The sequence below is a fragment of the Bacillus haynesii genome, assembly GCF_001969855.1.
Lineage (GTDB): Bacteria > Bacillota > Bacilli > Bacillales > Bacillaceae > Bacillus > Bacillus haynesii.
Genome location: NZ_MRBL01000018.1, coordinates 92,486 through 115,763 on the forward strand (window position 1 = coordinate 92,486; position 23,278 = coordinate 115,763).

The 23,278-nt window shown below is 46.6% G+C and carries 24 protein-coding genes; 4 read left to right on the plus strand and 20 right to left on the minus strand.

What is annotated here, in order from left to right; translation table 11 throughout:
* Positions 1-21: 21 nt before the first annotated feature.
* From pfkA to dnaE, 5 genes are all read right to left on the minus strand, one after another.
* Positions 22-981: a 6-phosphofructokinase gene (pfkA, locus tag BTA31_RS16565; RefSeq protein WP_003184332.1), complete on the minus strand. Its 960-nt coding sequence runs from the start codon at positions 979-981 to the stop codon at positions 22-24.
* 242 nt (positions 982-1,223) lie between these two features.
* Complete coding sequence (gene accA / locus BTA31_RS16570; protein WP_043928673.1) at positions 1,224-2,201, minus strand: acetyl-CoA carboxylase carboxyl transferase subunit alpha; 978 nt, start codon at positions 2,199-2,201, stop codon at positions 1,224-1,226.
* Positions 2,186-3,061, minus strand: coding sequence for an acetyl-CoA carboxylase, carboxyltransferase subunit beta (accD, locus tag BTA31_RS16575; RefSeq protein WP_076793212.1), 876 nt, complete (start codon positions 3,059-3,061; stop codon positions 2,186-2,188). Before accD ends, accA begins: the two co-directional genes overlap by 16 nt.
* Before the next feature lie 361 nt (positions 3,062-3,422).
* Positions 3,423-4,658, minus strand: a complete 1,236-nt coding sequence (gene ystJ / locus BTA31_RS16580) for an NADP-dependent malic enzyme (protein ID WP_076793213.1) — start codon at positions 4,656-4,658, stop codon at positions 3,423-3,425.
* A 142-nt stretch (positions 4,659-4,800) separates the two neighbouring features.
* Entirely contained in the window at positions 4,801-8,145 is a 3,345-nt protein-coding gene (gene dnaE, locus BTA31_RS16585) for a DNA polymerase III subunit alpha (protein ID WP_076793231.1), read from the minus strand.
* 139 nt (positions 8,146-8,284) lie between these two features.
* Between dnaE and ytrH the strand changes: the two genes are divergently transcribed.
* From ytrH to BTA31_RS16600, 3 genes are all read left to right on the plus strand, one after another.
* Complete coding sequence (gene ytrH, locus BTA31_RS16590; RefSeq protein WP_043928672.1) at positions 8,285-8,626, plus strand: sporulation membrane protein YtrH; 342 nt, start codon at positions 8,285-8,287, stop codon at positions 8,624-8,626.
* Positions 8,623-9,126, plus strand: coding sequence for a sporulation membrane protein YtrI (ytrI, locus tag BTA31_RS16595; protein ID WP_043928671.1), 504 nt, complete (start codon positions 8,623-8,625; stop codon positions 9,124-9,126). The genes ytrH and ytrI overlap by 4 nt, the downstream gene beginning before the upstream one ends.
* Before the next feature lie 112 nt (positions 9,127-9,238).
* Entirely contained in the window at positions 9,239-9,418 is a 180-nt protein-coding gene (locus BTA31_RS16600) for a YtzJ family protein (RefSeq protein ID WP_043928670.1), read from the plus strand.
* Positions 9,419-9,535: 117 nt separating this feature from the next.
* On the opposite strand, the gene BTA31_RS16605 is transcribed toward BTA31_RS16600, so the two are convergent.
* Entirely contained in the window at positions 9,536-10,480 is a 945-nt protein-coding gene (locus BTA31_RS16605) for a DHH family phosphoesterase (protein ID WP_076793214.1), read from the minus strand.
* A gap of 148 nt (positions 10,481-10,628) precedes the next feature.
* On the opposite strand from BTA31_RS16605, the gene BTA31_RS16610 reads away from it, so the two are divergent.
* Positions 10,629-10,931, plus strand: a complete 303-nt coding sequence (locus tag BTA31_RS16610) for a YtpI family protein (protein ID WP_076793215.1) — start codon at positions 10,629-10,631, stop codon at positions 10,929-10,931.
* Positions 10,932-10,959: 28 nt separating this feature from the next.
* Here BTA31_RS16610 and BTA31_RS16615 read toward each other — a convergent pair whose 3' ends face one another.
* The 14 genes from BTA31_RS16615 to BTA31_RS16680 all read right to left on the minus strand — a co-directional run bounded on the left by BTA31_RS16615 (position 10,960) and on the right by BTA31_RS16680 (position 23,266).
* Positions 10,960-12,282, minus strand: coding sequence for a CBS domain-containing protein (locus BTA31_RS16615; protein WP_025807568.1), 1,323 nt, complete (start codon positions 12,280-12,282; stop codon positions 10,960-10,962).
* 92 nt (positions 12,283-12,374) lie between these two features.
* Positions 12,375-12,932 (minus strand): PadR family transcriptional regulator, encoded by a 558-nt coding sequence (locus BTA31_RS16620; protein ID WP_076793216.1) that lies wholly within the window; start codon positions 12,930-12,932, stop codon positions 12,375-12,377.
* Between the two features lie 117 nt (positions 12,933-13,049).
* Entirely contained in the window at positions 13,050-13,736 is a 687-nt protein-coding gene (locus BTA31_RS16625; protein WP_043928665.1) for a metal-dependent hydrolase, read from the minus strand.
* 32 nt (positions 13,737-13,768) lie between these two features.
* Positions 13,769-14,530, minus strand: coding sequence for an SDR family oxidoreductase (locus tag BTA31_RS16630; protein WP_075751953.1), 762 nt, complete (start codon positions 14,528-14,530; stop codon positions 13,769-13,771).
* Between the two features lie 178 nt (positions 14,531-14,708).
* A complete protein-coding gene (locus BTA31_RS23075) occupies positions 14,709-14,852 on the minus strand; it encodes a hypothetical protein (protein ID WP_165569726.1) in 144 nt (47 codons plus the stop codon).
* 74 nt (positions 14,853-14,926) lie between these two features.
* Positions 14,927-16,306 carry an argininosuccinate lyase gene (gene argH, locus BTA31_RS16640; protein WP_043928663.1) on the minus strand — a complete coding sequence of 460 codons (1,380 nt, stop codon included), beginning with the start codon at positions 16,304-16,306 and terminating at the stop codon, positions 14,927-14,929.
* Positions 16,303-17,514 carry an argininosuccinate synthase gene (locus BTA31_RS16645; protein ID WP_075751951.1) on the minus strand — a complete coding sequence of 404 codons (1,212 nt, stop codon included), beginning with the start codon at positions 17,512-17,514 and terminating at the stop codon, positions 16,303-16,305. Before BTA31_RS16645 ends, argH begins: the two co-directional genes overlap by 4 nt.
* Positions 17,515-17,706: 192 nt before the next feature.
* Entirely contained in the window at positions 17,707-18,225 is a 519-nt protein-coding gene (locus BTA31_RS16650) for a MogA/MoaB family molybdenum cofactor biosynthesis protein (protein ID WP_076793232.1), read from the minus strand.
* A 98-nt stretch (positions 18,226-18,323) separates the two neighbouring features.
* Positions 18,324-19,511, minus strand: a complete 1,188-nt coding sequence (locus BTA31_RS16655; RefSeq protein ID WP_043928661.1) for an acetate kinase — start codon at positions 19,509-19,511, stop codon at positions 18,324-18,326.
* 229 nt (positions 19,512-19,740) lie between these two features.
* Positions 19,741-20,727, minus strand: coding sequence for a class I SAM-dependent methyltransferase (locus tag BTA31_RS16660; RefSeq protein ID WP_043928660.1), 987 nt, complete (start codon positions 20,725-20,727; stop codon positions 19,741-19,743).
* Positions 20,728-20,817: 90 nt separating this feature from the next.
* Positions 20,818-21,321 (minus strand): thiol peroxidase, encoded by a 504-nt coding sequence (gene tpx / locus BTA31_RS16665; RefSeq protein ID WP_076793218.1) that lies wholly within the window; start codon positions 21,319-21,321, stop codon positions 20,818-20,820.
* A gap of 146 nt (positions 21,322-21,467) precedes the next feature.
* Positions 21,468-21,926 (minus strand): GerW family sporulation protein, encoded by a 459-nt coding sequence (gene ytfJ, locus BTA31_RS16670; protein WP_043928658.1) that lies wholly within the window; start codon positions 21,924-21,926, stop codon positions 21,468-21,470.
* Between the two features lie 12 nt (positions 21,927-21,938).
* Positions 21,939-22,622, minus strand: a complete 684-nt coding sequence (locus tag BTA31_RS16675; protein WP_076793219.1) for a DUF2953 domain-containing protein — start codon at positions 22,620-22,622, stop codon at positions 21,939-21,941.
* A 125-nt stretch (positions 22,623-22,747) separates the two neighbouring features.
* On the minus strand, positions 22,748-23,266 hold the full coding sequence (locus BTA31_RS16680; RefSeq protein ID WP_076793220.1) for an RDD family protein: 519 nt from the start codon (positions 23,264-23,266) through the stop codon (positions 22,748-22,750).
* Positions 23,267-23,278 lie beyond the last annotated feature (12 nt).

Consider the following 23,278-nt stretch of genomic DNA (forward strand, 5'->3'; position numbering starts at 1 on the left):
GCTTCCTCCTCGGGTTTTACACTAGATTGACAGTTCTTGAGACAAGCGGTACATGCTTTGATCAATTGTATGTTTTTGCTCGAGTATTTCAATGATATCATGATGCACAAGCTGGTTATTTTGAATTCCGACACAGCGTCCGCCTTTTCCTTCAAGAAGCAGTTCAACCGCAAATGCCCCTAGACGGCTTGCCAATACGCGGTCTGCTGCAGTCGGAGAACCGCCGCGCTGGATATGTCCAAGTACCGATACTCTAGTTTCGAGATTTGTGGCTTCCTCAATTCTTTTACCGAATTCAACGCCGCTTCCGACGCCTTCCGCCACAATGATGATGCTGTGTTTCTTGCCGCGCTCATGCCCTCTTTTCAGCCTCGCAATAATTTCTTCCATATCGTAGTCAGCCTCAGGAATCAAAATGGATTCCGCGCCTCCGGCCAAACCTGACCATAAAGCAATGTCCCCGGCATGGCGGCCCATTACTTCAATCACGTATGTACGTTCATGGGATGTAGCTGTATCCCTGATTTTATCGATGGCATCGATAACGGTATTTAATGCCGTATCAAATCCGATCGTCAAATCAGTTCCAGGGATGTCATTGTCGATCGTTCCCGGTACTCCCACACAAGGAAAACCGTGTTCTGTCAGCTTTTTGGCTCCCATATAAGAACCGTCGCCGCCAATGACGACTAATCCTTCTATACCATATTTTTTTAAATTCGCTATTCCTTTTTCCCGTCCTTCTACCGTTTTAAACTCAGGACACCTTGCTGTATATAGCTTCGTTCCTCCGCGGTGAATGATATCTCCGACAGAACCGATTTCAAGCTTTTCTATTTTCCCGCTGATTAAACCTGAATACCCGTTGTAAATTCCGTATACTTCTACGTCATGGTAGATCGCTTTCCTGACAACCGCGCGGACCGCCGCGTTCATTCCCGGGGAATCTCCGCCGCTCGTCAATACTCCGATACGTTTCATCTTTTTCACCTCTAAAACATATATAATTTACCTTAACACGTTCATTGCCGCTAAAACAATGAAAAAGGGATGAAAATTTTCCGAAAATCCCTATAAAACCTTACTCATTATACAATTAAACAAAAAGTTTTTAAATAAATTTTAAGCAAACTCTTTGAAAAATCGCGGGTGACAGACACAATCCTTTCACTTTTCACCTTTGCCCATAAAAAATAAACGTGAGCCAAAGGCCTCACGTTTATTTATTTTATCCCAACATATTGGTTTTCAGTCGAAATTTTTCCAATTGATTTATACTTGTTATATCTTTGTTGGATCAGCTCGTTCTTATCCAGCTTCAGCAGGGATTTGAGCTCGCCTTTCAGCGCTTCGTCGATGTAGGCAGCCTGCTGCTCCACATCGCGGTGTGCTCCGCCTCTTACTTCTTTTATAACATGATCTATAATATCCAATTCTTTAAGGTCCGGAGCGGTGATTTTCATTGTTTCTGCCGCTTTTTTCGCGAGTCCTGAATCCTTCCAGAGGATAGCAGCCGCTCCCTCGGGAGAGATCACCGAATAAGTTGAGTTTTCCAGCATCAATAAGCGGTTTGCGACGCCGAGCGCAAGCGCTCCCCCGCTGCCGCCTTCTCCGATGACGATCGAGATGACCGGCACAGAGAGTCCGGCCATTTCAAAAAGGTTTTTGGCAATTGCTTCACTTTGCCCCCGCTCTTCAGCTGCTTTTCCCGGGTATGCTCCTTTTGTATCAATAAAGCAGATGATCGGCCTGTTAAATTTATCGGCCTGCTTCATCAGCCTGAGCGCTTTGCGGTAGCCTTCCGGATGCGGCATTCCGAAGTTGCGGCGGATGTTTTCTTTTGTATCCTTGCCGCGCTGTTGACCGATCACTGTCACAGGAAGGCCCCGGAACTTGGCAATTCCGCCGACAATCGCTTCATCATCACCGAAATAACGATCTCCGTGGCACTCAAAAAAATCGGTAAAGAGATGTTCGATATAATCGAGCGTTGTCGGACGGTTCGGATGCCTTGCAATCTGGACTCTGTCCCAGGCTTTCAGATTTGTATAAATGTCTTCTTCAAGCCTTTCAAGACGAGCTTCAAGCTTCGTAATTTCAGAGCTTAAATCCATATCGGAATCCTGTGTGAACCTTTTCAATTCGGCGATCTTTTCACGCAGTTCGACCACCGGTTTTTCAAATTCTAATTCTCCAGCCACTCGAGATCACCTCCAGTTTGGTGCATTTTCAAAATGCTGCCGAGCGTTTTTTTCATGTCAGCTCTGTGAACGACGGAATCAAGCTGGCCATGCTTTAACAGAAATTCCGCAGTCTGAAAATCCTCAGGCAGTTCTTCACGGATGGTTTGTTCGATAATTCTTCTGCCGGCAAAGCCGATCAGCGCGCCCGGCTCGGCAAGGTTGTAGTCACCGAGGGATGCGAAGCTTGCGGATACACCGCCGGTTGTCGGATGCGTCATCACTGAAATGATCAAGCCCTGCTCTTCGCTGAACAGCTTCAAAGCGGAGCTTGTTTTAGCCATTTGCATCAAGCTGAGAAGGCCTTCCTGCATTCTTGCGCCGCCTGATGCGGTAAAAATGATGAAAGGCACTTTTTCTTCTCTTGCCTTTTCGATTGCAAGCGTAATTTTTTCGCCAACGACAGATCCCATGCTTCCCATTCTGAAAGATGAATCCATTACGGCCACGACTGCCGGAGATCCGTCAATCGTCCCTTTTCCGGTGACAACCGCTTCATTCAGCGACGTTTTTTCCCGGTCTTTTTGCAGTTTTTCAAGGTATCCCGGGAATTCCAGCGGGTTTTCAGACATCATATCCTGATTGAATTCTTCAAAGGAGCCATTGTCCAGCAGGCTTTTTATACGCTGCTTCGCGTTCATTTGAAGATGGTAACCACAGTTCATGCAGACCCTTAAGTTTTTATCCAGCTCTTTTGTGAGCATGATTTTTTTGCAATCCGGGCATTTTGTCATGATCCCTTCCGGTACATCTTGCTTCGCTGATTCCGCGGGAACGGAAGCGTATTTTTTTTTCTTTTTGCTGAATATATCTTTTAACAAAAGATTACCTCCCTTTTCTGAAGGGTTTTCTTCATGTATGCCTGTCCTGTTTATAGACTAGAACATCACTATACCGAAACTATTGTACTTTTTTTGTCAAACGGTGTCATCCTCAATTCGACATTTTTGACCGGCAAACAGCCGAATCGCACTTTATGCGGTTAGAGACTGACAAATTGATATATCAGCCTTGAGAGCGGATACAAAAGTCCGGAAAAGCGATTTGAAAAAAATTTTCACAACCCGCATATTCCCTTACAAGTGTCCCCAATAAGAGGAAAAACCGAACATCATATTCGATAAACAGCGCGTGACGGCTCTTTAGGCCAGAGCAATCACGCGCTGATCAAAAAATGGACTTTTATTTCCCTTCAATCACTGCAAGCTTTCTTGTTTTTTCAGCGACTTCTTCAGGATCGACATCGATTCGTGCAACGCCTGTTTCCATCGCGGCTTTGGCTACCGCTTTGGCAACGGCCGGTGCGACCCTTGGATCGAACGGAGCCGGAATGACATATTCGGGGCTCAGCTCTTCATCGGAAACGAGTGATGCGATCGCCTCAACCGCAGCGATTTTCATCTCTTCGTTGATATGTGTCGCGCGGACGTCGAGCGCCCCGCGGAAGATGCCGGGGAATGCGAGAACGTTGTTCACTTGGTTAGGGAAGTCAGAACGTCCCGTTCCAACGACGCTTGCTCCGGCTTCATGCGCTTCAGCAGGCATGATTTCGGGATTTGGATTCGCCATGGCGAAGATGATCGGTTTGTCAGCCATGCTTTCGACCATTTCTTTTGTCAGAGCGCCTTCGACGGAAACCCCGATAAAGACATCGGCGTCTTTGATCACGTCTTTGAGCGATCCGTCTATACGGTTTTTGTTCGTATATTTTGCAACTTCTTCTTTAACAGCATTCATACCGTTCGGACGGCCTTCGTAAATCGCGCCTTTCGTGTCGCACATGATGATGTCGCGCACGCCGAAATGATAAAGAAGCTTAATGATGGCAATTCCCGCTGCGCCAGCTCCGTTCGCCACAACTTTGACGGAAGACATCGTTTTGCCGGACAGCTTAAGCGCATTGACGAGACCTGCTACCGTTACGATTGCTGTACCGTGCTGGTCATCGTGAAACACCGGAATTTTCGTTTCTTTTTTGAGACGTTCTTCAATAACAAAACAGTTCGGCGCTGCAATGTCTTCAAGGTTGACGCCGCCGAATGTCGGCTCAAGCAGCTTGACCGTCTCAACAATTTTGTCGACATCAGATGTATTTAAACAGATTGGGAAAGCGTCCACACCGGCGAAACTTTTGAAAAGAACCGCTTTTCCTTCCATAACAGGGAGGGCGGCTTCAGGGCCGATATTGCCGAGGCCGAGCACAGCCGTTCCGTCCGAGACGACTGCTACCATGTTTCCCTTCATTGTATAATCATATACTTTGCTGTTATCATCGTAAATCGCTTTGCAGGGTTCAGCCACACCCGGAGAATATGCAAGGCTTAAATCGTCCGCATTGCGAACCTGCACTTTTGATTTTGATTCCAATTTGCCCTGGTTTACTTTGTGCATATGCAGCGCTTTTTCTTTCAATGACATGTTAACAAACACTCCTTCAAGGGAATTTTGCCAAAAACTTTGCTTCGTTTTCTGCTTAAGATTCTTGTAAGACGAACCCTAGAATCTTAAAAATGATAACACAGTTGACCGCTTTTTTGATCAAAAATGCTCAGGATACCTGTTATCTGAGCACGACATTTTTCTCACCTACAACGCTTTTAAGCCTGTAGAGGGCAGCGTGATCAGCCTTGATATTGTAGCTTTCCGGCAGCTGCACCGTTTGCTTCCGTTTTTCATAATAGACGCAGACCGGCGTTTCCCCTTTGTGTTCAAGCAGAATGCTGCTGATCTTCTTGAAGATATCGTGGGTGTGCTGGCTTTCCTCCACTTTAATATAGACGGACGGCTGCTTTTTTGCATGAAGCGATTCGACGAGCGATGCCGCGGCAATGATCAGCTGGCGCTTTTCATTCCTTGTCTCAAGGCGTCCTTCTGCAAAAAGCGATACGCCTTCTTCAAGGATCGGGGAAAGCTGCCTGAACTGTTCAGGAAAAACAACCGCCTCCATTTCCCCGCTTTCATCGCTCAGCTCCAGAAAAGCCATCGTCTGTCCCGTTTTTGTACGGATCGTCTTCATCTTCGTCAAAAGTCCGCCCAAAGCCGCCTTTTTACGGCTGGAGGCGAGCAGCTGAATAATCGGCAGCGCACCTGCATGGTCCAGTTTCTTGCGGTGGACGCTCAGCGGATGGTCAGAAAAGTAAATGCCGAGCGTTTCCTTCTCGTGTGCCAGCAGGTCGACGAGCGGCATTTCTTCCGTCTCGGCGTACTTCGGCTTGATCGTCAAGCCTTCATCGAGAAAGAAGCCGAGCTGATCATTGTCTCCCGCAAACAATTCGGCATGCTCCAGCGCGACATCGACAGAAGCGAGCAAAGTAGCCCGGTTTTCACCGAATTCATCCATTGCTCCGGCAAAAATTAAAGCTTCAATCGTTTTCCGATTTACGCTTTTCACAGAAGTCCTGACACAAAAGTCAAACAAATCTGCGAACGGCTTTTCTTTTCTCGCCCTGTAGACCTCTTTTACAGCCGATATCCCGACGCCTTTAACAGCCCTTAAACTGTAGCGCAGCGCCCCGTTTTCCACGACGAACGGATAGCCGCTCTTATTGATTGAAGGTCCTAAAACATTCAGCCCTTTCCCTTTTGCTTCATAGATGTACTGAGCAAGCTTTTCCTCATTTCCGATCGCACTCGTCAAGAGGCCGCACATAAAGTAGAGGGGGTAATGCGCTTTTAAATAAGCGAGCTGGTAGCCGATCATGCTGTATGCAACCGCATGGCTCCGGTTAAAACCGTAATTGGCGAATTTTACAATCAGATCGTATACCTCATTAGCCGCTTGTTCGGAATACCCTTTTTTCAAGCATCCACTAATAAAATGATTTCTCTCTGTATCGAGAATTTCCTTGTTTTTTTTGCCGACCGCCCTTCGCAAAAGGTCGGCTTCTCCAAGCCTGAAACCCGCCATCCGGGATGCGATCATCATGATCTGTTCCTGATAAACGATAACCCCGTACGTATCTTTCAGAATATCGGCCAAATCCTCGTGCGGATAAGACACAGGAACCCGTCCATGCTTTCTTTCGATATACAGCGGGATGTTTTCCATCGGGCCCGGGCGGTACAAGGCATTGACGGCGACAATGTCTTCAAGACTCGATGGCTCGAGCCTTTTTAAAACGTTTCTCATGCCGGCTGATTCGAGCTGGAAAATACCTGTCGTATCTCCTTCAGACAGCAGCTTAAACGTCTGTTCATCTTCATAGGGAATCGCCGAGAAATCGATGGTGACCCGCTCGCTTTTTTCGATCAGCGTTTTGATCGATTCAATGAGCGTTAAATTGCGCAAGCCGAGAAAATCCATTTTCAATAGTCCCAAGTCTTCAAGATAGCCCATCGAATATTGCGTTAAATATACGCCGTCATGTCCTTCCTGTATCGGTATGATATTCGTCAGCGGCTCCTCGCTCAACACGACGCCCGCCGCATGAATAGACGTATGCCGCGGCAGCCCTTCGATTTTCTGCGCCGTTTTAAATATGTCCTGAAGCTTTTTTGACCCGTTTAGGCGCTTGCCCAGTTCAGGAGAAAGAGCTCTCGCCTCTTTCAGCGTCACTCCGGGTTTGGACGGAATCAGTTTCGCCAGCTGGTCAGCTTCTTTCGGACTGATGCCCATCACCCTGCCGACGTCCCGGAGCGCAGCTTTTGCAGCCAATGTACCGAACGTGATAATTTGTGCTACGTGCAGTGCCCCGTATTTATTTTTCACATACTGGATGACTTCATCCCTTCTCGTATCGGGAAAATCGATATCGATATCGGGCATGCTGATGCGTTCCGGATTTAAAAACCGTTCAAACAGCAATTTGTGCTTGATCGGATCAACATCGGTTATAAACAGCGTATAAGCGACGAGAGAACCGGCCGCCGACCCGCGCCCCGGCCCTGTAATAATGCCGTTATCGTGGGCGAACTTCATGAAATCCCAGACGATCAAAAAATAATCGCTGAACGCCATGTCGCGAATCACTTTCAGCTCATACTCAAGCCGTTCGACATACTCCCTTGGAGCGGCATCGAACCGTTTTTCCAATCCGAGAAAGCAAAGCTCGGCCAAATAATCGTCGGCATTCTTGCCGGAAGGCGCCGGATATTTCGGCAGGCGCGTCTGGCCAAGGCTTAGGTCCACCCGGCAGCGGTCCGCGATTTTGACTGTATTCTCCAACGCGTCCGGACGATCCCTGTAAACGTCCAGCATTTCAGCGGGCGGCTTAAGCTCAAGATGCAGATCTCCTTCGGCCTTCATGTCTTCGTTCAGCTTCTCACCCGCTTTAATCGCCTTTAAACACGTATAAGCTGCCGCGTCCTCTTTTTCGATGTAGCGTACATCGCCGGTTGCGGCAATCGGAATCCCCGTATGTTCGCTGAGCTCAAGAATGCGTTCAGAAAGAAGCGGATCGCCCTTGTACGGCTGATACGACAAATAGAAGCTGCCCTCTCCGAAGATCGAAAGGCAGCGGAGGGCGGCGTCCTTCGCCTCTTCGATCAGCCCTTCTTTCAACAGCGCTTCAACATGGCTTGTCCCGCCCGTTGTCAGCGCGATGAGACCTTCATGATAGCTTTTGAGCCATTTTTCCTTGATGCCGGTTTTGGATTTTGACTGCAACACGCTGCTGATTTTCAGCAGGTTTTGGTAGCCTTTGTTTGTTTTCGCCAAAAGAACGAGCGGATATGAAAGCTCTTCTTTTTCATCCGTTAAAACAGAAGCCGTCAGCCCGATAATCGGCTTGATGCCGCGTTTTTTGCATGATTTATAAAATTCCACCGCCCCGTACATGACCTCGTCATCCGTCAGCGCCATTGCGCTGTAGCCCAGCTCTTTGGCTTTGGCCGTGAGATCCTCTACGGAAGCGGCGCTGTTTAATAAGCTGTAACCGCTGTGTACTTGCAGGTGAACAAAAGGCATTTCTGTCACCCCTTCCTTTTTCGAGCCGTCTCTTTTCATTATATGATGGGATCGAATGAGAAACAAATGTTCTTTCTTTGATCAACAATCATACTTGTCTCTCTTTATCCATATAGTGTGATAAGGTGAGGTGATCGGAATGGATCCTGAACAGCCCTTTTTCCCAAACTTTATCAGCTGTTATTTTATTGCGCTTGGCGTGCTTCTCGGCGGTTGCTTAATCGGGGGGATCGGCGCCTATCTGTCGGGGCAGCCCCCTTTAACGATCATTACAAGCCTCGCAAACCGCCTGAAAATCTGGGCGCTGGTTGCGGCAATCGGCGGCACGTTTGATGCGGTCTACAGCTTTGAGAGGGGCATTATTGAAGGCAATACGAGAGACATCGTAAAGCAGCTTCTCCTGATTCTTTCGGCGATGGGAGGAGCGCAGACCGGTTATCTGATCATCAACTGGCTCACACAGGAGCATCTTTCCTCATGAGAATCCCTCCTTATTATAAAAAGCCGGGGTGGCAGCGTTTTTTTGCGGGAATGATGTGCGGAGCCATCATCAGCTGGTTCGTGTTCCTGTTTACATACGGCACCTTTCAGGAGAAGCAAGTCGTCTTGATAAGGGAACAGAAAGAGCGCATCAATGATTTAAATGACCAGATCACCATTTACCGGGAGGACCTTCATAAGCTGAATGAAGATAATAAAAGAAAACTGCTGATTCAAAGCGTCGATGTCAAGCTGATCAACGGCAAGCAATACAAGCTGTCACAGCCCGACATGATGAACTTTGAAGAGCATATCCGGGATAACATTTCGGATGTCATCACAAAGGATATCGAAAGCGTCCACCGGACGAAGGAGCTTTTAAAGCGGACAATTGAAAATAAAGAGTATACGATAAACGATAAAAAGTACAAGGCGAAAGTCACCGAACTGACGATTTATACGCGGCTTTCCGTTGAAATCAAAATCTCTTTTTCCGAATAAAAATTATGGATTTTTTTTTACGATTTACATGCATTCGTCGCTTTTTTCCATATTTTAATTTAAACTGACAGTAAGTGATATGTAAGTTTTTTTAAAAAGGGAGGAAAGCAGAATGTACATTTACAGTTACCATCAGCTGGCAAGAGATAAAGTCAACCGGATCAAGCTGGGCTACTCGGCTTATGCGGAAACCGAAAGTCTCGCGTCCCTTATCAAAAGAGAGTTAAAAGCCCAAAACATCCATGTTTATGAGGATGTAACAGATATCGGATCATGGTTTATACCTGAATAAACAGCAGCTGTCGTGCGTAAAATGATCCGCTTACACTTTGCTGCTGTTTACTTTTTCGCAAGATATTATGCAAACGCTTGCAGTTGAACTGCACAAAAAAAGAGGGATTTCCCCCTCTTATTTGTTTTCTTTGCATATGTGCTCCAAGTCAGCGATGACAAGATCAGCGTCTTTCCAGTCATAGATGGACGCTCCGGCTGCGAGCGGATGTCCCCCGCCGTTGTATTTTTTAGCGACTTCATTGACAATCGGCCCCTTTGAACGAAGCCTTACCCTGATTTGATCGGCTTCCTCCACAAAAAACACCCATGCTTTGATCCCTGAAATATTGCCGAGCGTGCTGACAAGCTGTGAAGCTTCAGACGGCGTAATATTGTATTGATGTAAAATGTCACGGGTGATGAAAACCGACGCAACACCGTTTTCAGACAGAGAAACATTCTGGTAAATATAGCCGTTCAGCCTCACAACATTTAATTTCGTCTCATATAATTGATCAAAAAGCGCCTGTGAAGAAAAAGGATACTCAATCAGCTCTCCGGCATATTTCAATGTCTTTTTTGTTGTGTTCGGAAATAGGAAGCGCCCTGTATCCCCCACAATGCCGGCATAGATCAGTTCGGCACCCTTTGTCGGAAGCGTCCATCCCGCTTGTTCTTTACCCGCTAAATACAGTTCGTAAATCATCTCGCTCGTCGAGCTCGCACTCGTATCCACCCATAAAAGGTCGCCGTATTGGTCTTCATTCGGATGATGGTCGATTTTGATCAGCTTGTCGCCCAGGTTGTAGCGAGAATCGGAAATTCTCGCTTGATTGGCCGTGTCACAGACGATGACAAGTGCATTTTCATACACCTGATCTTCAATTACATCGGGGGTATACAAAAAAGCGAGGGAAGGCTCAGGCGCTCCGACCGCGAAAATATTTTTTTCGGGATAGGTTGCCCTCAGGATTTCCGTAAGACCGCATTGAGATCCGTAGGCATCAGGATCCGGTCTCACATGTCTATGTATAATGATCGTGTCATATAATGATATGGTTCTGATGATTTCTTTTTTCATGACGCGCGCCCCTTCTTTACTTTGTTTTTAACCATTAAATCATAATCTGTTGTTGGTGGAAAGTGAAAGTTATGACTTTTTATTGTAGAAAGCGAACCCGATTATGTATACAATGGGTTTGTAAAACTTACAATGGAGGATGTCGATTATGCCGTTTTTTGTTTTTTTCATTGTGGTTTCAGCGATAGCTTATGTGTATTTCAAAGTAAGGTATGTGCGCACCAAAAAAGCGGTTGAACGGGAATACTATTCGGCCAAGTCAAGCATGAGTCTGGGCCTGTTTATCATGTTTTTTGGCGCCAATCAGCTGCTTTTAAACCGCGGCACACTGGCTGTCGTCATCGGCGTTATTTTTATGCTGACCGGGCTCGGGAGCATGTGGGCCGGCTACAAAGCCTATAAGCACTATGTCCCTTTGCTTGCGAAAGAAAACGAACGGGAGAACGCATAAGCAAAAAGAGGGACACTGACCGCGTCCCTTAGCTTCTTTCCATCAGCTGAACCATCATCATCGCTTTACCGACGAGAGCACCCTGGTGAAAAACTTCTATATCCATTTTTCCGAACTTTCTCCCGGCTTCGAGAATGTTCGGTTTTATTTCAATGACAGACTCCATTTGCACAGGCTTTAAAAAATAAATCGTCATGCTCTCAATCACGAGTTCGCCTTTTTTGCGCGATCGCAAAAAGCGGTTTGCCGCTTCGGTCAAAATCGTCGTAAACACGCCGTAGGAAATCGTCCCCAAGTGGTTTGTCATCTGCGGTGTTACTTCGTATTGATAGACCGGAGCCGGCTTATTTTTGTCATTGTCTGATTCTTTGAAACCGCCGGTCACGATGTCGTCGAGTTTTTCGCCGACCTGGGGCTGTTTCTGAATCATTTGAAGCGCCTTTAATACATCCTGCCTGCTGATCATGCCGATCAGCTTCTGCCGCTCGTCAACGACAGGAAGCACTTCGATCCCTTCCCAGACCATCATCTGCGCCGCTGAAGCGACAGACGTTTTGCCGATCACTGTAATCGGGTTTTTCGTCATGACTTTTTCAATCAATACAGAGCGGTCATATCCGGCAACATCTTTCGAAGTTAAAATGCCGTGAATTTTCATCTGCTCGTCAACGATGGGAAAGCGTCCGTGCCCCGTTTCAAAGTTTTTCTCATACCATCTTTCGAGCTTTTCATGAGGTGATAAGCAGACTGTTTTTTCCAAAGGGGTCAAAATATCCTCAACAAGCACAACTTCTTTTTTGATGAGCTGGTCATAAATCGCCCTGTTGATCATCGCCGCTACAGTAAACGTATCATAGCTTGTAGAAATGACCGGGAGCTCGAGCCTGTCGGCAAGCTCAATAATCTCCGGCTCCGTGTCAAAACCGCCCGTCACCAGCACGGCAGCACCCGCTTCCAGAGCCTGGCGGTGCGCATCGATCCGGTTGCCGACAATCAGCAGGTTGCCCGCTCCGGTATATCTCATCATCGCATCAAGCTTCATCGCTCCGATGACGAATTTGTTGAGCGTTTTATGAAGCCCTGCTTTTCCGCCAAGCACATGGCCGTCAATGACATTGACCACTTCAGCGTATGTCAGCTTTTCAATATTCTCTTTTTTCTTTTGCTCGATCCTGATCGTTCCGACCCTTTCGATCGTGCTGACAAATCCCTTATTCTCAGCTTCTTTTATCGCTCTGTAAGCAGTTCCTTCACTGACTTTCATTTCTTTGGCAATCCGCCTGACGGAGATTTTTTCGCCAACGGACAAAGAATCAATATATTTTAAAATCTGTTCGTGTTTTGTCGCCAATCGTTTCACCTTCATCCTCTGACTGCTAGATATGTTTATTATAAATCGTTGTGCGATTGAACCGCAATCCGCCTTCGTAACATCATGGCCGCCTAAGACTGATCATTCTCCATCAGGAGAAGCGCTTTTTCAAGCCATGAACAATAGCCGTTTTCCCTCTCAAGCGCCCGGGTCAGTACAAGGTAATGGCCGAAATGAGGCGAGCGGAAAGTTATCGATTCACCCGCTTCACGCTTCAATTCTTCGAGCTTGGTTTTTAAAAAAGCAGCTTTCTCCTGCCGCTTTTGAAGCTGATCGGCAAAAAGTCTTTTCGCTTCATCAGGTTCCATCGAAGAGATAAAATAAGCTTTCAGCATAAATTCATCTTTTACCGTATCGGGGGCCGGCTTGAATTCCGTAAGCCACCCGTGAAGTTCACGCTTTCCGGCTTCTGTGATGGAATACATTTTCTTTTCTAGCTTTGAGCCTTGGATTACCGTTTCATATTCGATAAATCCTTCATCCGTCAGCTTTTTCAGCTCGGGATAAATCTGGCTGTGTTTGGCGCTCCAAAATTGGCCCAATTCGGCTTTAAAGCGGCTTGTCATATCGTAGCCGCTTAAACTCCCGTGATCAAGGAGCCCCAAAATCGCGTATTTCAATACCCTCATAATCACCCTCCAAGATGAATCCGATTCCTACATTATATCATGGTTGACATGTATTGATAGACACATAACCGGTTCAACCGAAAAAAGGACCCGGATTCGGGCCCTCTAAAAACAAGTTTATTTAAATTCGATTGATTCACCGACCTCAAGCACTTTTCCGACTCCGCCAGGAAGGCTGTCCGCAAATGCATGCGGATCCTGTTCGATGACGGGGAACGTCGAATAGTGAACCGGGACAACCTGTTTCGCCCTGAGCCATTCTGCGGCCAGTTTGGCGTCCTCCGGGCCCATCGTAAAATTATCGCCGATCGGCAAGAAGGCGAGGTCGATATGATTTAATTCACCGATCAGCTTCATATCTGAGAAAAGCCCTGTGTCGCCGGCATGAAAAATCGTCCTTCCTTCCACAGTCAGCAGGATCCCCGCCGGCATGCCGGTATAGACGATCTTTTGGCTGTCTTCTTCCGTATAAGCCGATCCGTGGAAAGCCTGTGTCAGCTTGACTTTGCCAAAATCGAACTGATGGGAGCCGCCGATATGCATCGGATGTACATTCAGGCCTTTCCACCCTAGATAGACCGCGAGTTCATTCGGAGCTACAACGAGAGAATTGTTTCGCTTGGCGATTTCGACGGTATCGCCGACATGATCGTTATGACCGTGGGTCAGCAAGATGACATCCGCTTTGACCTCTTCCGGCTTTAAATCGGTTAAAGAATTTCCTGTAATAAACGGATCGAAGATCAACTGATGATTTCCCGTATCAACTGTTACCACTGAATGACCATGATATGTCACTTTCATCATATCCACCCCTGTTTTTTAATTTCGCACATCTAGAGAGAATGACGGTTAATCACATTCAAGCCGCCTGTCGCTTCAATGACTGTTCCCGTAATGTAGTCGGAATGTTCATCGCACAGAAAAGTGATGATCCTTGCGATATCTTCACCGGTTCCCGACCTGCCGATCGGCGTTTCCTCATCAAGTGACGCCCTCGCTTCTGAAATCGAGGCCTCTTTCATATCCCCGACGATGTTGCCTGGACAGACCATGTTGGCTGTAATGCCTGAGCCCGCTTCTTCAATGGCGATCGTTTTTGTTAAAGAAGCCAGCCCTACTTTTGCCGCTCCAAAAGCGGAACGATGCAGCCAGCCCGGCGCATGGTCTGCCCCCTGGAACCCGTATGTGATGATGCGGCCGAACCGCTGGCGCCTCATGACCGGAACAACCGCTTTAAACAGATGGAAGACAGAGCTTAAGTTGCCTTCAAGCATGTCATACCATTCATCATCAGTATAATCTGCGAGCTTTTTTCGTTCAAATATGTATGGGCCGGCATTATTGATCAGAAGATCAATTTTTCCAAACCGTTCAAGAGCGGCATTCACCATCCGGAGCAGGTCTTCTTTCCTTGTGACATCTCCCTTTACAAACTGCAAACGGTCAAGGGATGACCGCCATTTTTCTTTGAGGCGGCTGACAGCTTCTTCGTCCTGCCTGTAATTCACCGTCACTGAGTAGCCTTTTTCAAGTAGGGCTTCCGTCACTTTACGCCCTAAACCTTTTGAACCGGCAGTAATTAACGCATGGCGCACATCTTTCCCTCCCAGGCATTGGTTCTCGGTATTCGCAAATGATTGCATGAATCTACCTATACTTTACTACAAAACCCTTAGGATATCACATTTGGAGCATCGGGAAGTGTCAATCGCTGCTCGAAAACAATCGGCAGACAGAAGAAAGCTGGAGCCCGCTGTTACGGGCTCCAGCTTTCTATTGTTTATCTGCATCAGCTAACGGCTGTGCGTCATCATGCGCGACAAACCCGCTGAAATAAGCATCAGAGATTTGCTGAACGGTTTCTTTATCCCCGTCGGCATCATACATAAATGCGTGTTTTGACTGATCTTGTTTCATTGCCACACCCCTTTTCGATTCACAAATATATTTTGCGTATGAAGCCGCACAGTTATGAATCGAATCGGGAAGTGTTAAAAATTGTTCAAACAATGCTTCGCCTTTTGAATGGCTTCTTCTACTTTTTTGAATCCCGTCCCGCCTTCACTCATTCTTTTTTCGACGGCATGGTGCGGGTCGAGCACGATGTAGACGTCTTCTTCAAACAGCCCGCTTGCCTTTTTGAACTCTTCAAACGGCAGGCCGCTGAGATAAATGCCTTTTTCGATACAGGTGTAGACAAGTTTTCCGACGACTTCGTGCGCCTCTCTGAACGGCATGCCCTTTTTCGCCAGGTAGTCGGCAAGTTCAGTTGCATTTGAAAAATCCTGCTCCGTTGCTTTTTTCATCATATTTTTGTTCACTGTCATCGTTTTAATCATGCCGGCAAAAATCTCAAGGCTGCCTTCGACCGTTTTCACAGTATCAAACATACCTTCTTTGTCTTCCTGCAAATCTTTATTGTATGCTAACGGGAGCCCTTTCATCAACGTCAGGAGGCCGATCAGATCACCGTATACGCGTCCGGTTTTCCCGCGGATGAGCTCCGCCATGTCCGGGTTTTTCTTTTGCGGCATCATGCTGCTTCCCGTAGCATAGGTGTCATCAAGCTCAATGAATTTAAATTCCTGTGAGCACCAAAGAATGATTTCTTCGGAGAATCTTGACAGATGCATCATCAGAATGCTGCTCGCGCTTAAAAATTCAAGGATGAAATCCCTGTCGCTGACGCCGTCCAAGCTGTTTTCATATATCGAATCAAAGCCGAGCAAGCCTGCGGAATATTCACGGTCGATCGGAAATGTCGTTCCGGCGAGCGCCCCGCATCCGAGAGGAGACTTGTTAATCCGCTTGAATGAATCATGATAGCGTTCTTTATCGCGCTCCAGCATCCAGAAGTAAGCCAGCAAATGGTGCGCGAACGAGATCGGCTGGGCCCGCTGCAAATGGGTGTATCCCGGCAGTATCGTCTCCACGTGTTCTTCCGCTTTTTCGATAAGTACGTGTTGAAAAGCCGTAATCAGCCCGATGATGTGCTCAGTGTGCCCTTTTAAATACAGGTGCATATCCGTCGCTACCTGGTCGTTTCGGCTTCTGGCCGTATGAAGCTTTCCGCCGAGAGGTCCGATTTCGTCAATGAGCATTTTTTCAAGGTTGAGGTGAATATCTTCGTAATCGACTGAAAAATCGAGTTCGTTTTTTTCAGCTTTATGCAAAAGAGATGTCAGGCCTTCTTTTATTTTGACCGCTTCTGCTTCGGTTAAAATGCCGCATTTTTCAAGCATGGAAGCATGAGCGAGAGACCCTGCGATATCTTCTTTCACGAGCGTTTTGTCAAAGTGGATCGATGCGCCGAACTCATCGACCCATTTTTCCGGTGTTTTTTGGAACCGGCCTCCCCACAGCTTTTTCATGCTTTAATCTGCTCCTTTTTTTGGACGATGCTGTTTACTTTCGTCGGCAGTCCCCACAGCTCGATAAAACCGACGGCAGCGTGATGATCAAATGCATCGTCTTTTGTATACGTCGCCAGTTTTTCATCATACAGAGAGTATTCGGATTTACGCCCTTCAACGATCGCATGGCCTTTGAACAGTTTGACGCGGACGACGCCTGTGACATGTTTCTGCGTTTCTTTCAGGAAACCGGAAAGCGCGTCTTTAAGCGGAGAAAACCACAGGCCGTTATAGATCACTTCAGCCATTTTTTGTTCGATCAGAGGTTTGAAATGCGCCACTTCTTTTACTAATGTCAAATCTTCAAGCTCTTTGTGCGCCTTAATCAAAGTCATCGCACCCGGGCATTCGTACACTTCACGTGATTTGATGCCGACAAGGCGGTTTTCAACATGGTCGATGCGCCCCACTCCATGCGCGCCTGCCAGTTCATTCAGCTTTAAAATCAAGTCTGACAGCGGGTAGTGAGCGCCGTCAATGGATACCGGAACGCCTTCTTCAAAAGCGATTTCGATCACATCAGGGGTATCCGGTGTTTTTTCAAGCGGCTTCGTCAAATCATAAGCCCCTTCTGGAGGCGCCGCCCATGGATCTTCCAGGACTCCGCATTCATTGCTTCTGCCCCACAGGTTCTGGTCGATGGAATACGGGCTGTCAAGATTGATCGGAATCGGAATGCCGTGCTTTTCTGCATACGCGATCTCTTCGTCGCGCGACCATTTCCATTCGCGCACAGGTGCCAGCACCTCCAAATCCGGATTGAGCGATTTAATGGACACCTCGAAGCGCACTTGGTCATTTCCTTTGCCTGTGCAGCCGTGAGCCACGGCTTGCGCGTTTTCTTTCTCAGCCACTTCGACGAGCTTTTTGGCGATCAGCGGTCTGGACAGGGCTGATACGAGCGGGTACTTTCCTTCATAAAGCGTATGAGCCTGGAGGGCGGTCAGCGCAAACTCTTTCGCAAATTCTTCTTTTGCATCGATAACATATGAATTAGAGGCCCCGACTTGAAGCGCTTTTTGCTGAACAAATGCGAGGTCCTTTCCCTCCCCGACGTCAAGGCAGCAGGCCACTACATCATATCCCTGTTCCTGCAGCCACTTTATCGCGACAGAAGTATCAAGTCCTCCTGAATATGCTAAAACCACTTTTTTCTTTTGCGTCATTTTGAAAAACTCCTCTCATCTCGGTGCTCTTTTTGTATAAAAATAAGTTTTATTTAATAAAAATACATTTAATATGTATACACTTTAACAAGGAAGTCTGGTTTTTTCAACCTTTTTATAAAAAAAACTTCATTCATTTTTTATGAATGAAGTTCAGTGCATATTCAGCGTTCGGCCGGAGGGCTTTCCGCCTTACTTTTTCATATCTTTTCTCAGTTCTCTGATGACATGGGCAAGCTCAGGCACAATCAGCTTTGACATTGCAAGCTTTACGGCACCGCTTGAACCGGGTGTTGCAAACACGGCTTTGTTTTGAATAACACCTGCTGCAGCCCTTGAGAGGATCGCAGCCGCCCCGATATCCTCGGTATAACTCAGCATGCGGAATATCTCTCCGAACCCCGGAATTTCTTTCGAAAAAAGAGGAACGATCGACTCGATTGTTACATCTCTTGAGGCAATGCCCGTCCCTCCGTTTAATAGGATGGCATCGATCCGGTTATCGAGACAGCCTTCCAGCACAGCTTTTTGAATCATTTCCTTTTCGTCCTTTACAATCTCATAAGAAACGATCTCATGACCGGCTTCCGCTAAAAACTCTTTCATGAGCCGGCCGCTTTTATCTGTGTCTTCCGTTCTTGTATCGCTGACGGTAATGACTTTGCAGTTGACGCGGTCAGGCGCTTCTTTTTTATGCTCTTCAACGCTCATGGCTATACAGCCTCCTTTATACAGTCTTTTTTCATTATAAAGGGGAAGATGCATAAAAAAACAGCCCTCCTTGTAAAGAGAAGGCTGTTTTTTTATTTTTAGTGAGCCAGTCTGACGACGTCTCTTGCAATCATCACTTCTTCATTCGTCGGGATGACGATGACTTTCACAGGTGAATGCGGATAGCTGATAAACGCTTCTTGTCCGCGGACATTATTCAACGCAGGGTCCCAATAGACACCCATGAATTCCAAACCATGCAGCACGCGCTCTCTGACTTCGACGCTGTTTTCCCCGATGCCGGCAGTGAAAATGATCGCGTCTACTCCGCTCATTCTCGCTGCATAAGAACCGATGTATTTATGAATTCTACTTGCGAATACTTCAAGGGCTGTTTCTGCACGCTCATTGCCTTCTTTAGTTGCTTCAACGATATCGCGCAAATCGCTTGAGAATCCAGAAATACCTAAAAGGCCGCTCTTTTTATTGAGCGTGTTCAGGACTTCGTCAGCTGTTTGACCCGTTTTTTCCATAATGAACGGGATAAGCGCAGGATCGATGTTTCCTGAACGAGTACCCATCGCTACACCTGCAAGCGGTGTGAAGCCCATTGATGTATCGATTGATTTGCCGCCTTCAACAGCTGCGATGCTTGCTCCGTTTCCAAGGTGGCAGGAAATCAGGCGAAGTTCTTCAATCGGACGGCCAAGCAACTCTGCCGCACGTTCAGTCACATATTTATGAGATGTGCCATGGAAACCGTATTTACGGATGCCGAATTTCTCATAATATTCATATGGCAGACTGTATAGATAAGATTGTTCCGGCATCGTTTGATGGAATGCCGTATCAAAAACGGCCACGGCAGGAACATTCGGAAGAACTTCTTTAAACGCTTTAATTCCGACAATATTGGCCGGATTATGAAGCGGTGCAAGTTCTGAAATCTCTTCGATCTCATGGATCATATCATCCGTCAATAAAACAGAGTCGCTGAACTTTTCTCCGCCGTGTACGACGCGGTGTCCGATTCCGTCGATTTCATTTAAATCTTTGATAATGCCGAATTTTGTCAGTTTATCCAGCAGCATTTTTACGGCAACGGAATGATCCGGAATATCCGTTGTTTCAGTCTTTTTTTCGTCGTTGACGGAAATCGTGAAGATGCCGTTATCCAGCCCGATTCGCTCAACAAGGCCTTTTGTTAATACTTTTTCGCTGGGCATTTCGAACAGTTGAAATTTTAGTGATGAGCTTCCAGCATTGATTGCAATAATTTTGGACATAAAATGACGCTCCTTTTTACCTATAGTCCGGTGACATTATGTTCAACCCGGATCATAAAAAATATGTATAAAATCGTTCTTAGTAAATTCAAAAAATATCTGCCTTTCTCATTTAAACACTCAAAAGAGTGCATTTCAAGTCGCGATCCGACATGTTAACGCTTTCACAAAGAAATTATTATTTTCTGAATATAAAAATAGATCAGAGAATATATCTTCTCTGATCTGCTTATCTTTTTTCAGCCTTGAACCAGTTGTCAAGTTTGGCTGTCATGTTCAGCATCGCATCCTGATTGGCGAATGACGGAACTTGCGCGAGCAAGACCTGTTTAGGCGCTTTCGCCTGTTCACCATGCTTTTGTAAAACCAAAATGCTCTTTGCGTGTGCTTCATCTTTGAAAATGGACAGCGGAAGCTGAAGCACTGCATTCATATGCGCATTGTCCTTTAAAAAGGTGCGCAGCTTTTCGCTTTGGCTGCTTTCAAACAATTGGTTTGGAATCATAAAAAATAAATAGCCGCCCGGTTTTGTATAGCTCAAGCTTTGTTCAATAAACAAATGGTGTGAAAAAGAGTGGCCTTCATCTGCCTTTAATTCGAAAGCGCGCGCACTTTCGTCATCAGGATAATAGCCGACGGGAAGATCGCAGATGACCGCATCGGCAGGTTCCATAAAAATCGGCTGCAGGCTGTCCTGGTTAAAAAGCTCGATTTCCTTTTCCTGCAGGTTTGCCTGGACATAGGCGAGCTTGATCAGGACGTCATCAATCTCAGAGCCGAACGCTTTTCCCGCTTCCTCAGCCAGCTGGTTCAAGACGGCAAGCAGCAGGTTTCCAGTGCCGACCGCCGGATCAAACAGCGTCAATCCTTTTTTGGGTCCCATAAATTTGTTCACAAGATATCCGATAAATAAACCGATCGTATCGGGTGTCATCTGCCTGTTCGGATGGGGAATATCTTTCTGGCCTTTCAGTATGGCAAGCTGGAAGGCTTTCCGTATCGCCTCATGGCTGCATTCTGAAAAGCGTGCACGATCGATCAGATCTTTCACCTTCTGTTCGGCTTTTTCGGAAAGACCGCGGTCCGCAGAACCTGTAAAGAATGCCTCTCCGGCTTCCGCCAATCCTTCTATATAAGGGATCTGCCGGTCGCGAGCGATGACTTCCGCTCCTTTGTCAAGCCATTCATAAATCGTTTCGACTGGATAGTTTTGCATGATGATGTCTCTCCTTATCAAAAAATCAAAGCCATGAAAAGAGCTCCGGCAAGATGATCACCTGGAGCCCTTTTATGAGTTGAGTTGAATTTACTTAACGAGTAATTTGGCAGCTTCGATGGCTTTGTCGTAGTCCGGATGGTTTGTCGCTTCGCTGACGTATTCAGTGTAGACGACTTTTCCGTTTTCATCTAATACAAATACGGCGCGGGCAAGCAATCTCAATTCTTTAATGTAAACCCCGAATGCTTCCCCAAAAGACATCTCCCTGTGATCTGACAATGTTTCCACATTTTCAATTCCGTTTGCTCCGCACCAGCGCGCCTGTGCAAACGGCAGATCAGCGCTGATCGTATACACTTTCACTGAACCGAGGCCTGCGGCTTCTTCGTTAAAGCGGCGGGTCTGTGCATCACAAACACCTGTATCGATAGACGGAATCACCGAAATAACCGCCGGTTGGCCTTTGATGTCTTGAAGTGTGACTTCCTCAAGCGAATTGGATAAAACCGTGAAATCAGGCGCCTGGTCTCCGACTTTCACTTCTGAACCCACCAGTGTCACCGGGTTTCCTTTAAATGTAATTGAAGCCATCATCATTCCTCCTTCATTTATGTATGACTCTACTATAAAAGAGTTTAGGACAAACTGCAAAGCTTAAGTCCGGCCCTAGACAAAAAAAGTTAACTGCTGCAGGAACAGTTAACTTTTGTGGCTCTGTTACCGGAAAGCCAAAGCTTTTAAAATGGAGGCGTCTGGTTTTGACCATTCATATTTTGCTTCTGCTTATCGTTTTTCTTAAACATATGCTGAATCCGTTCGATCGTTTGCGGAGCTGAGTCTAAAATCTTATCGATGACGTGCGTGTTTTCATCCAAATGCAGGATTTTAACGCCTGATGATCCGACAATCAAAAAAGCAATCGGCGTAATCGATACGCCTCCCCCGCTTCCCCCGCCAAACGGGAGCTTCGGTTCTTTTCGTTCGCGATCTCCATCGCTCGCTTTTGATTCGGCCGGTTTATTTCCGCCGAACTCACTCCCGCCAGCTGCAAAACCGAACCCCACTCTGGAGACGGTTAGGATGACGCTGCCGTCAGGTGTTTCTACAGGATCTCCGATAATGGTATTGACATCGATCATTTCTTTTAAATTTTCCATCGCGGTTTTCATCAAACCTTGAATTGGATGTTCAGCCATATTCTATTCCTCCTATACTGATGAATCATTCTTTGTTGAACCTGACAGATTTTTTGGCAGCTTAAATAAGCCGCGCATTTTCCCTTTCCAGTTCATCACGATTCTGAAAGCTGCGGTTATAGCATGTCCAACCCGGAAATGGAATATACATGTCAGATGTGTTTTGGAGGAACGACTGTTAAAGGCTGGAATCACCTCGTATTCCGGCTGGCTGTCAAAGCAAAAAAGCTGATGTAAGAGAGCCATCGTGCCGGCTTTCAAAGACCAGGCGCCTCCCGTGACGATTCCGGTTAAAGCGGCGTCAGGAAAGCCGAGAACCGAGATCCATTCAAGCTTCGTGACGTGAATCCGCTTCATAAACCGGCGGATGATTGGCTGCATATTGATGACCTGCTCCACCAATTTTTTGATTTGCTTCGTATTATCGAACACTTCCCGATAGCCGATTTTCCTCCTCTTTTTATCTTTTTTCTGAGCCGAATTCGTCTGTTCTTTCACATCAACGGTCATATCCTCCTGGTTGATTTTAATCACAGGAATCTCTTTTTTGATGCGCAGAAGGCCAAAAGCTGTTTGAACTTTGACGGTCAGCTGGTCGTTATCGTCTGAATGAAGATATTCGATCGCTACGCGGATTTTCATCATCATCAACGCTGCTAAAAGAATGAAAACTCCCGCAATCCATATGTAAATCATGATTTCACTTCCTCTTATACTAAGCATTATAGGAAGAAAACTGGAAAAATAAACATAGCCGGAATTCCGCCGATTCACAGGCAGCAAAAAACCCGGCTGTCTTTTAGCAGCCGGGTTTGAAACACTCAGTCTTTTTTTCGATACAGTTTTTCATGGATAACCGCAGTGTCCGCAAAGAAATCGTGAATCCCTTGTTTCTTTGGCGAAAACGCAGAAACGAGATACGTAATATACAAACTGTTGATATAGCGGCCGATCAACTCCCTAAACAAGATCACATCCCATGTCAGCCCTTTTTCCGGGACAAGCGACACGACCTTCAGTCCGAATACCATCTTGCCCAACGTCTGTCCGAAATACTTCGTCATCAGGACAAAGTAAGCAAAAAATACTGCCGCCGTCACAAAAGAATAAAGCGAAAAGGTGAAAAACCCTGATTCTTTAGGGAGATTCAACAGGCTGAAAACAGGTGAAACCGCTAAGTGGTTGATGCTGCCGACAACAATCCCGTCGAGCAGAAAAGCAAACAGCCTGATCCAAAAACCGGCATAGGCATGCTCTACATGCGGGGCCGATTCTTCCCTGGAAACGCCGGCGTCCGGCGATAATTCATTATGATCCTTTCCATCATAAGTCACATCCATTTTTTCGGTCCC

Excerpts from the sequence above, each read along its gene's own strand:
- pfkA (WP_003184332.1), bottom strand. The coding sequence starts at position 981 with ATGAAACGTATCGGAGTATTGACGAGCGGCGGAGATTCCCCGGGAATG.
- ystJ (WP_076793213.1), bottom strand. The coding sequence starts at position 4,658 with ATGTCATTGAAAGAAAAAGCGCTGCATATGCACAAAGTAAACCAGGGC.
- dnaE (WP_076793231.1), bottom strand. The coding sequence starts at position 8,145 with ATGCCTTTTGTTCACCTGCAAGTACACAGCGGTTACAGCTTATTAAAC.
- ytrH (WP_043928672.1), top strand. The coding sequence starts at position 8,285 with ATGGATCCTGAACAGCCCTTTTTCCCAAACTTTATCAGCTGTTATTTT.
- ytrI (WP_043928671.1), top strand. The coding sequence starts at position 8,623 with ATGAGAATCCCTCCTTATTATAAAAAGCCGGGGTGGCAGCGTTTTTTT.
- BTA31_RS16600 (WP_043928670.1), top strand. The coding sequence starts at position 9,239 with ATGTACATTTACAGTTACCATCAGCTGGCAAGAGATAAAGTCAACCGG.
- BTA31_RS16605 (WP_076793214.1), bottom strand. The coding sequence starts at position 10,480 with ATGAAAAAAGAAATCATCAGAACCATATCATTATATGACACGATCATT.
- BTA31_RS16610 (WP_076793215.1), top strand. The coding sequence starts at position 10,629 with ATGCCGTTTTTTGTTTTTTTCATTGTGGTTTCAGCGATAGCTTATGTG.
- BTA31_RS16620 (WP_076793216.1), bottom strand. The coding sequence starts at position 12,932 with ATGAGGGTATTGAAATACGCGATTTTGGGGCTCCTTGATCACGGGAGT.
- BTA31_RS16625 (WP_043928665.1), bottom strand. The coding sequence starts at position 13,736 with ATGAAAGTGACATATCATGGTCATTCAGTGGTAACAGTTGATACGGGA.
- BTA31_RS23075 (WP_165569726.1), bottom strand. The coding sequence starts at position 14,852 with ATGAAACAAGATCAGTCAAAACACGCATTTATGTATGATGCCGACGGG.
- argH (WP_043928663.1), bottom strand. The coding sequence starts at position 16,306 with ATGAAAAAGCTGTGGGGAGGCCGGTTCCAAAAAACACCGGAAAAATGG.
- BTA31_RS16645 (WP_075751951.1), bottom strand. The coding sequence starts at position 17,514 with ATGACGCAAAAGAAAAAAGTGGTTTTAGCATATTCAGGAGGACTTGAT.
- BTA31_RS16650 (WP_076793232.1), bottom strand. The coding sequence starts at position 18,225 with ATGAGCGTTGAAGAGCATAAAAAAGAAGCGCCTGACCGCGTCAACTGC.
- BTA31_RS16655 (WP_043928661.1), bottom strand. The coding sequence starts at position 19,511 with ATGTCCAAAATTATTGCAATCAATGCTGGAAGCTCATCACTAAAATTT.
- BTA31_RS16660 (WP_043928660.1), bottom strand. The coding sequence starts at position 20,727 with ATGCAAAACTATCCAGTCGAAACGATTTATGAATGGCTTGACAAAGGA.
- tpx (WP_076793218.1), bottom strand. The coding sequence starts at position 21,321 with ATGGCTTCAATTACATTTAAAGGAAACCCGGTGACACTGGTGGGTTCA.
- ytfJ (WP_043928658.1), bottom strand. The coding sequence starts at position 21,926 with ATGGCTGAACATCCAATTCAAGGTTTGATGAAAACCGCGATGGAAAAT.
- BTA31_RS16675 (WP_076793219.1), bottom strand. The coding sequence starts at position 22,622 with ATGATTTACATATGGATTGCGGGAGTTTTCATTCTTTTAGCAGCGTTG.
- BTA31_RS16680 (WP_076793220.1), bottom strand. The coding sequence starts at position 23,266 with ATGGATGTGACTTATGATGGAAAGGATCATAATGAATTATCGCCGGAC.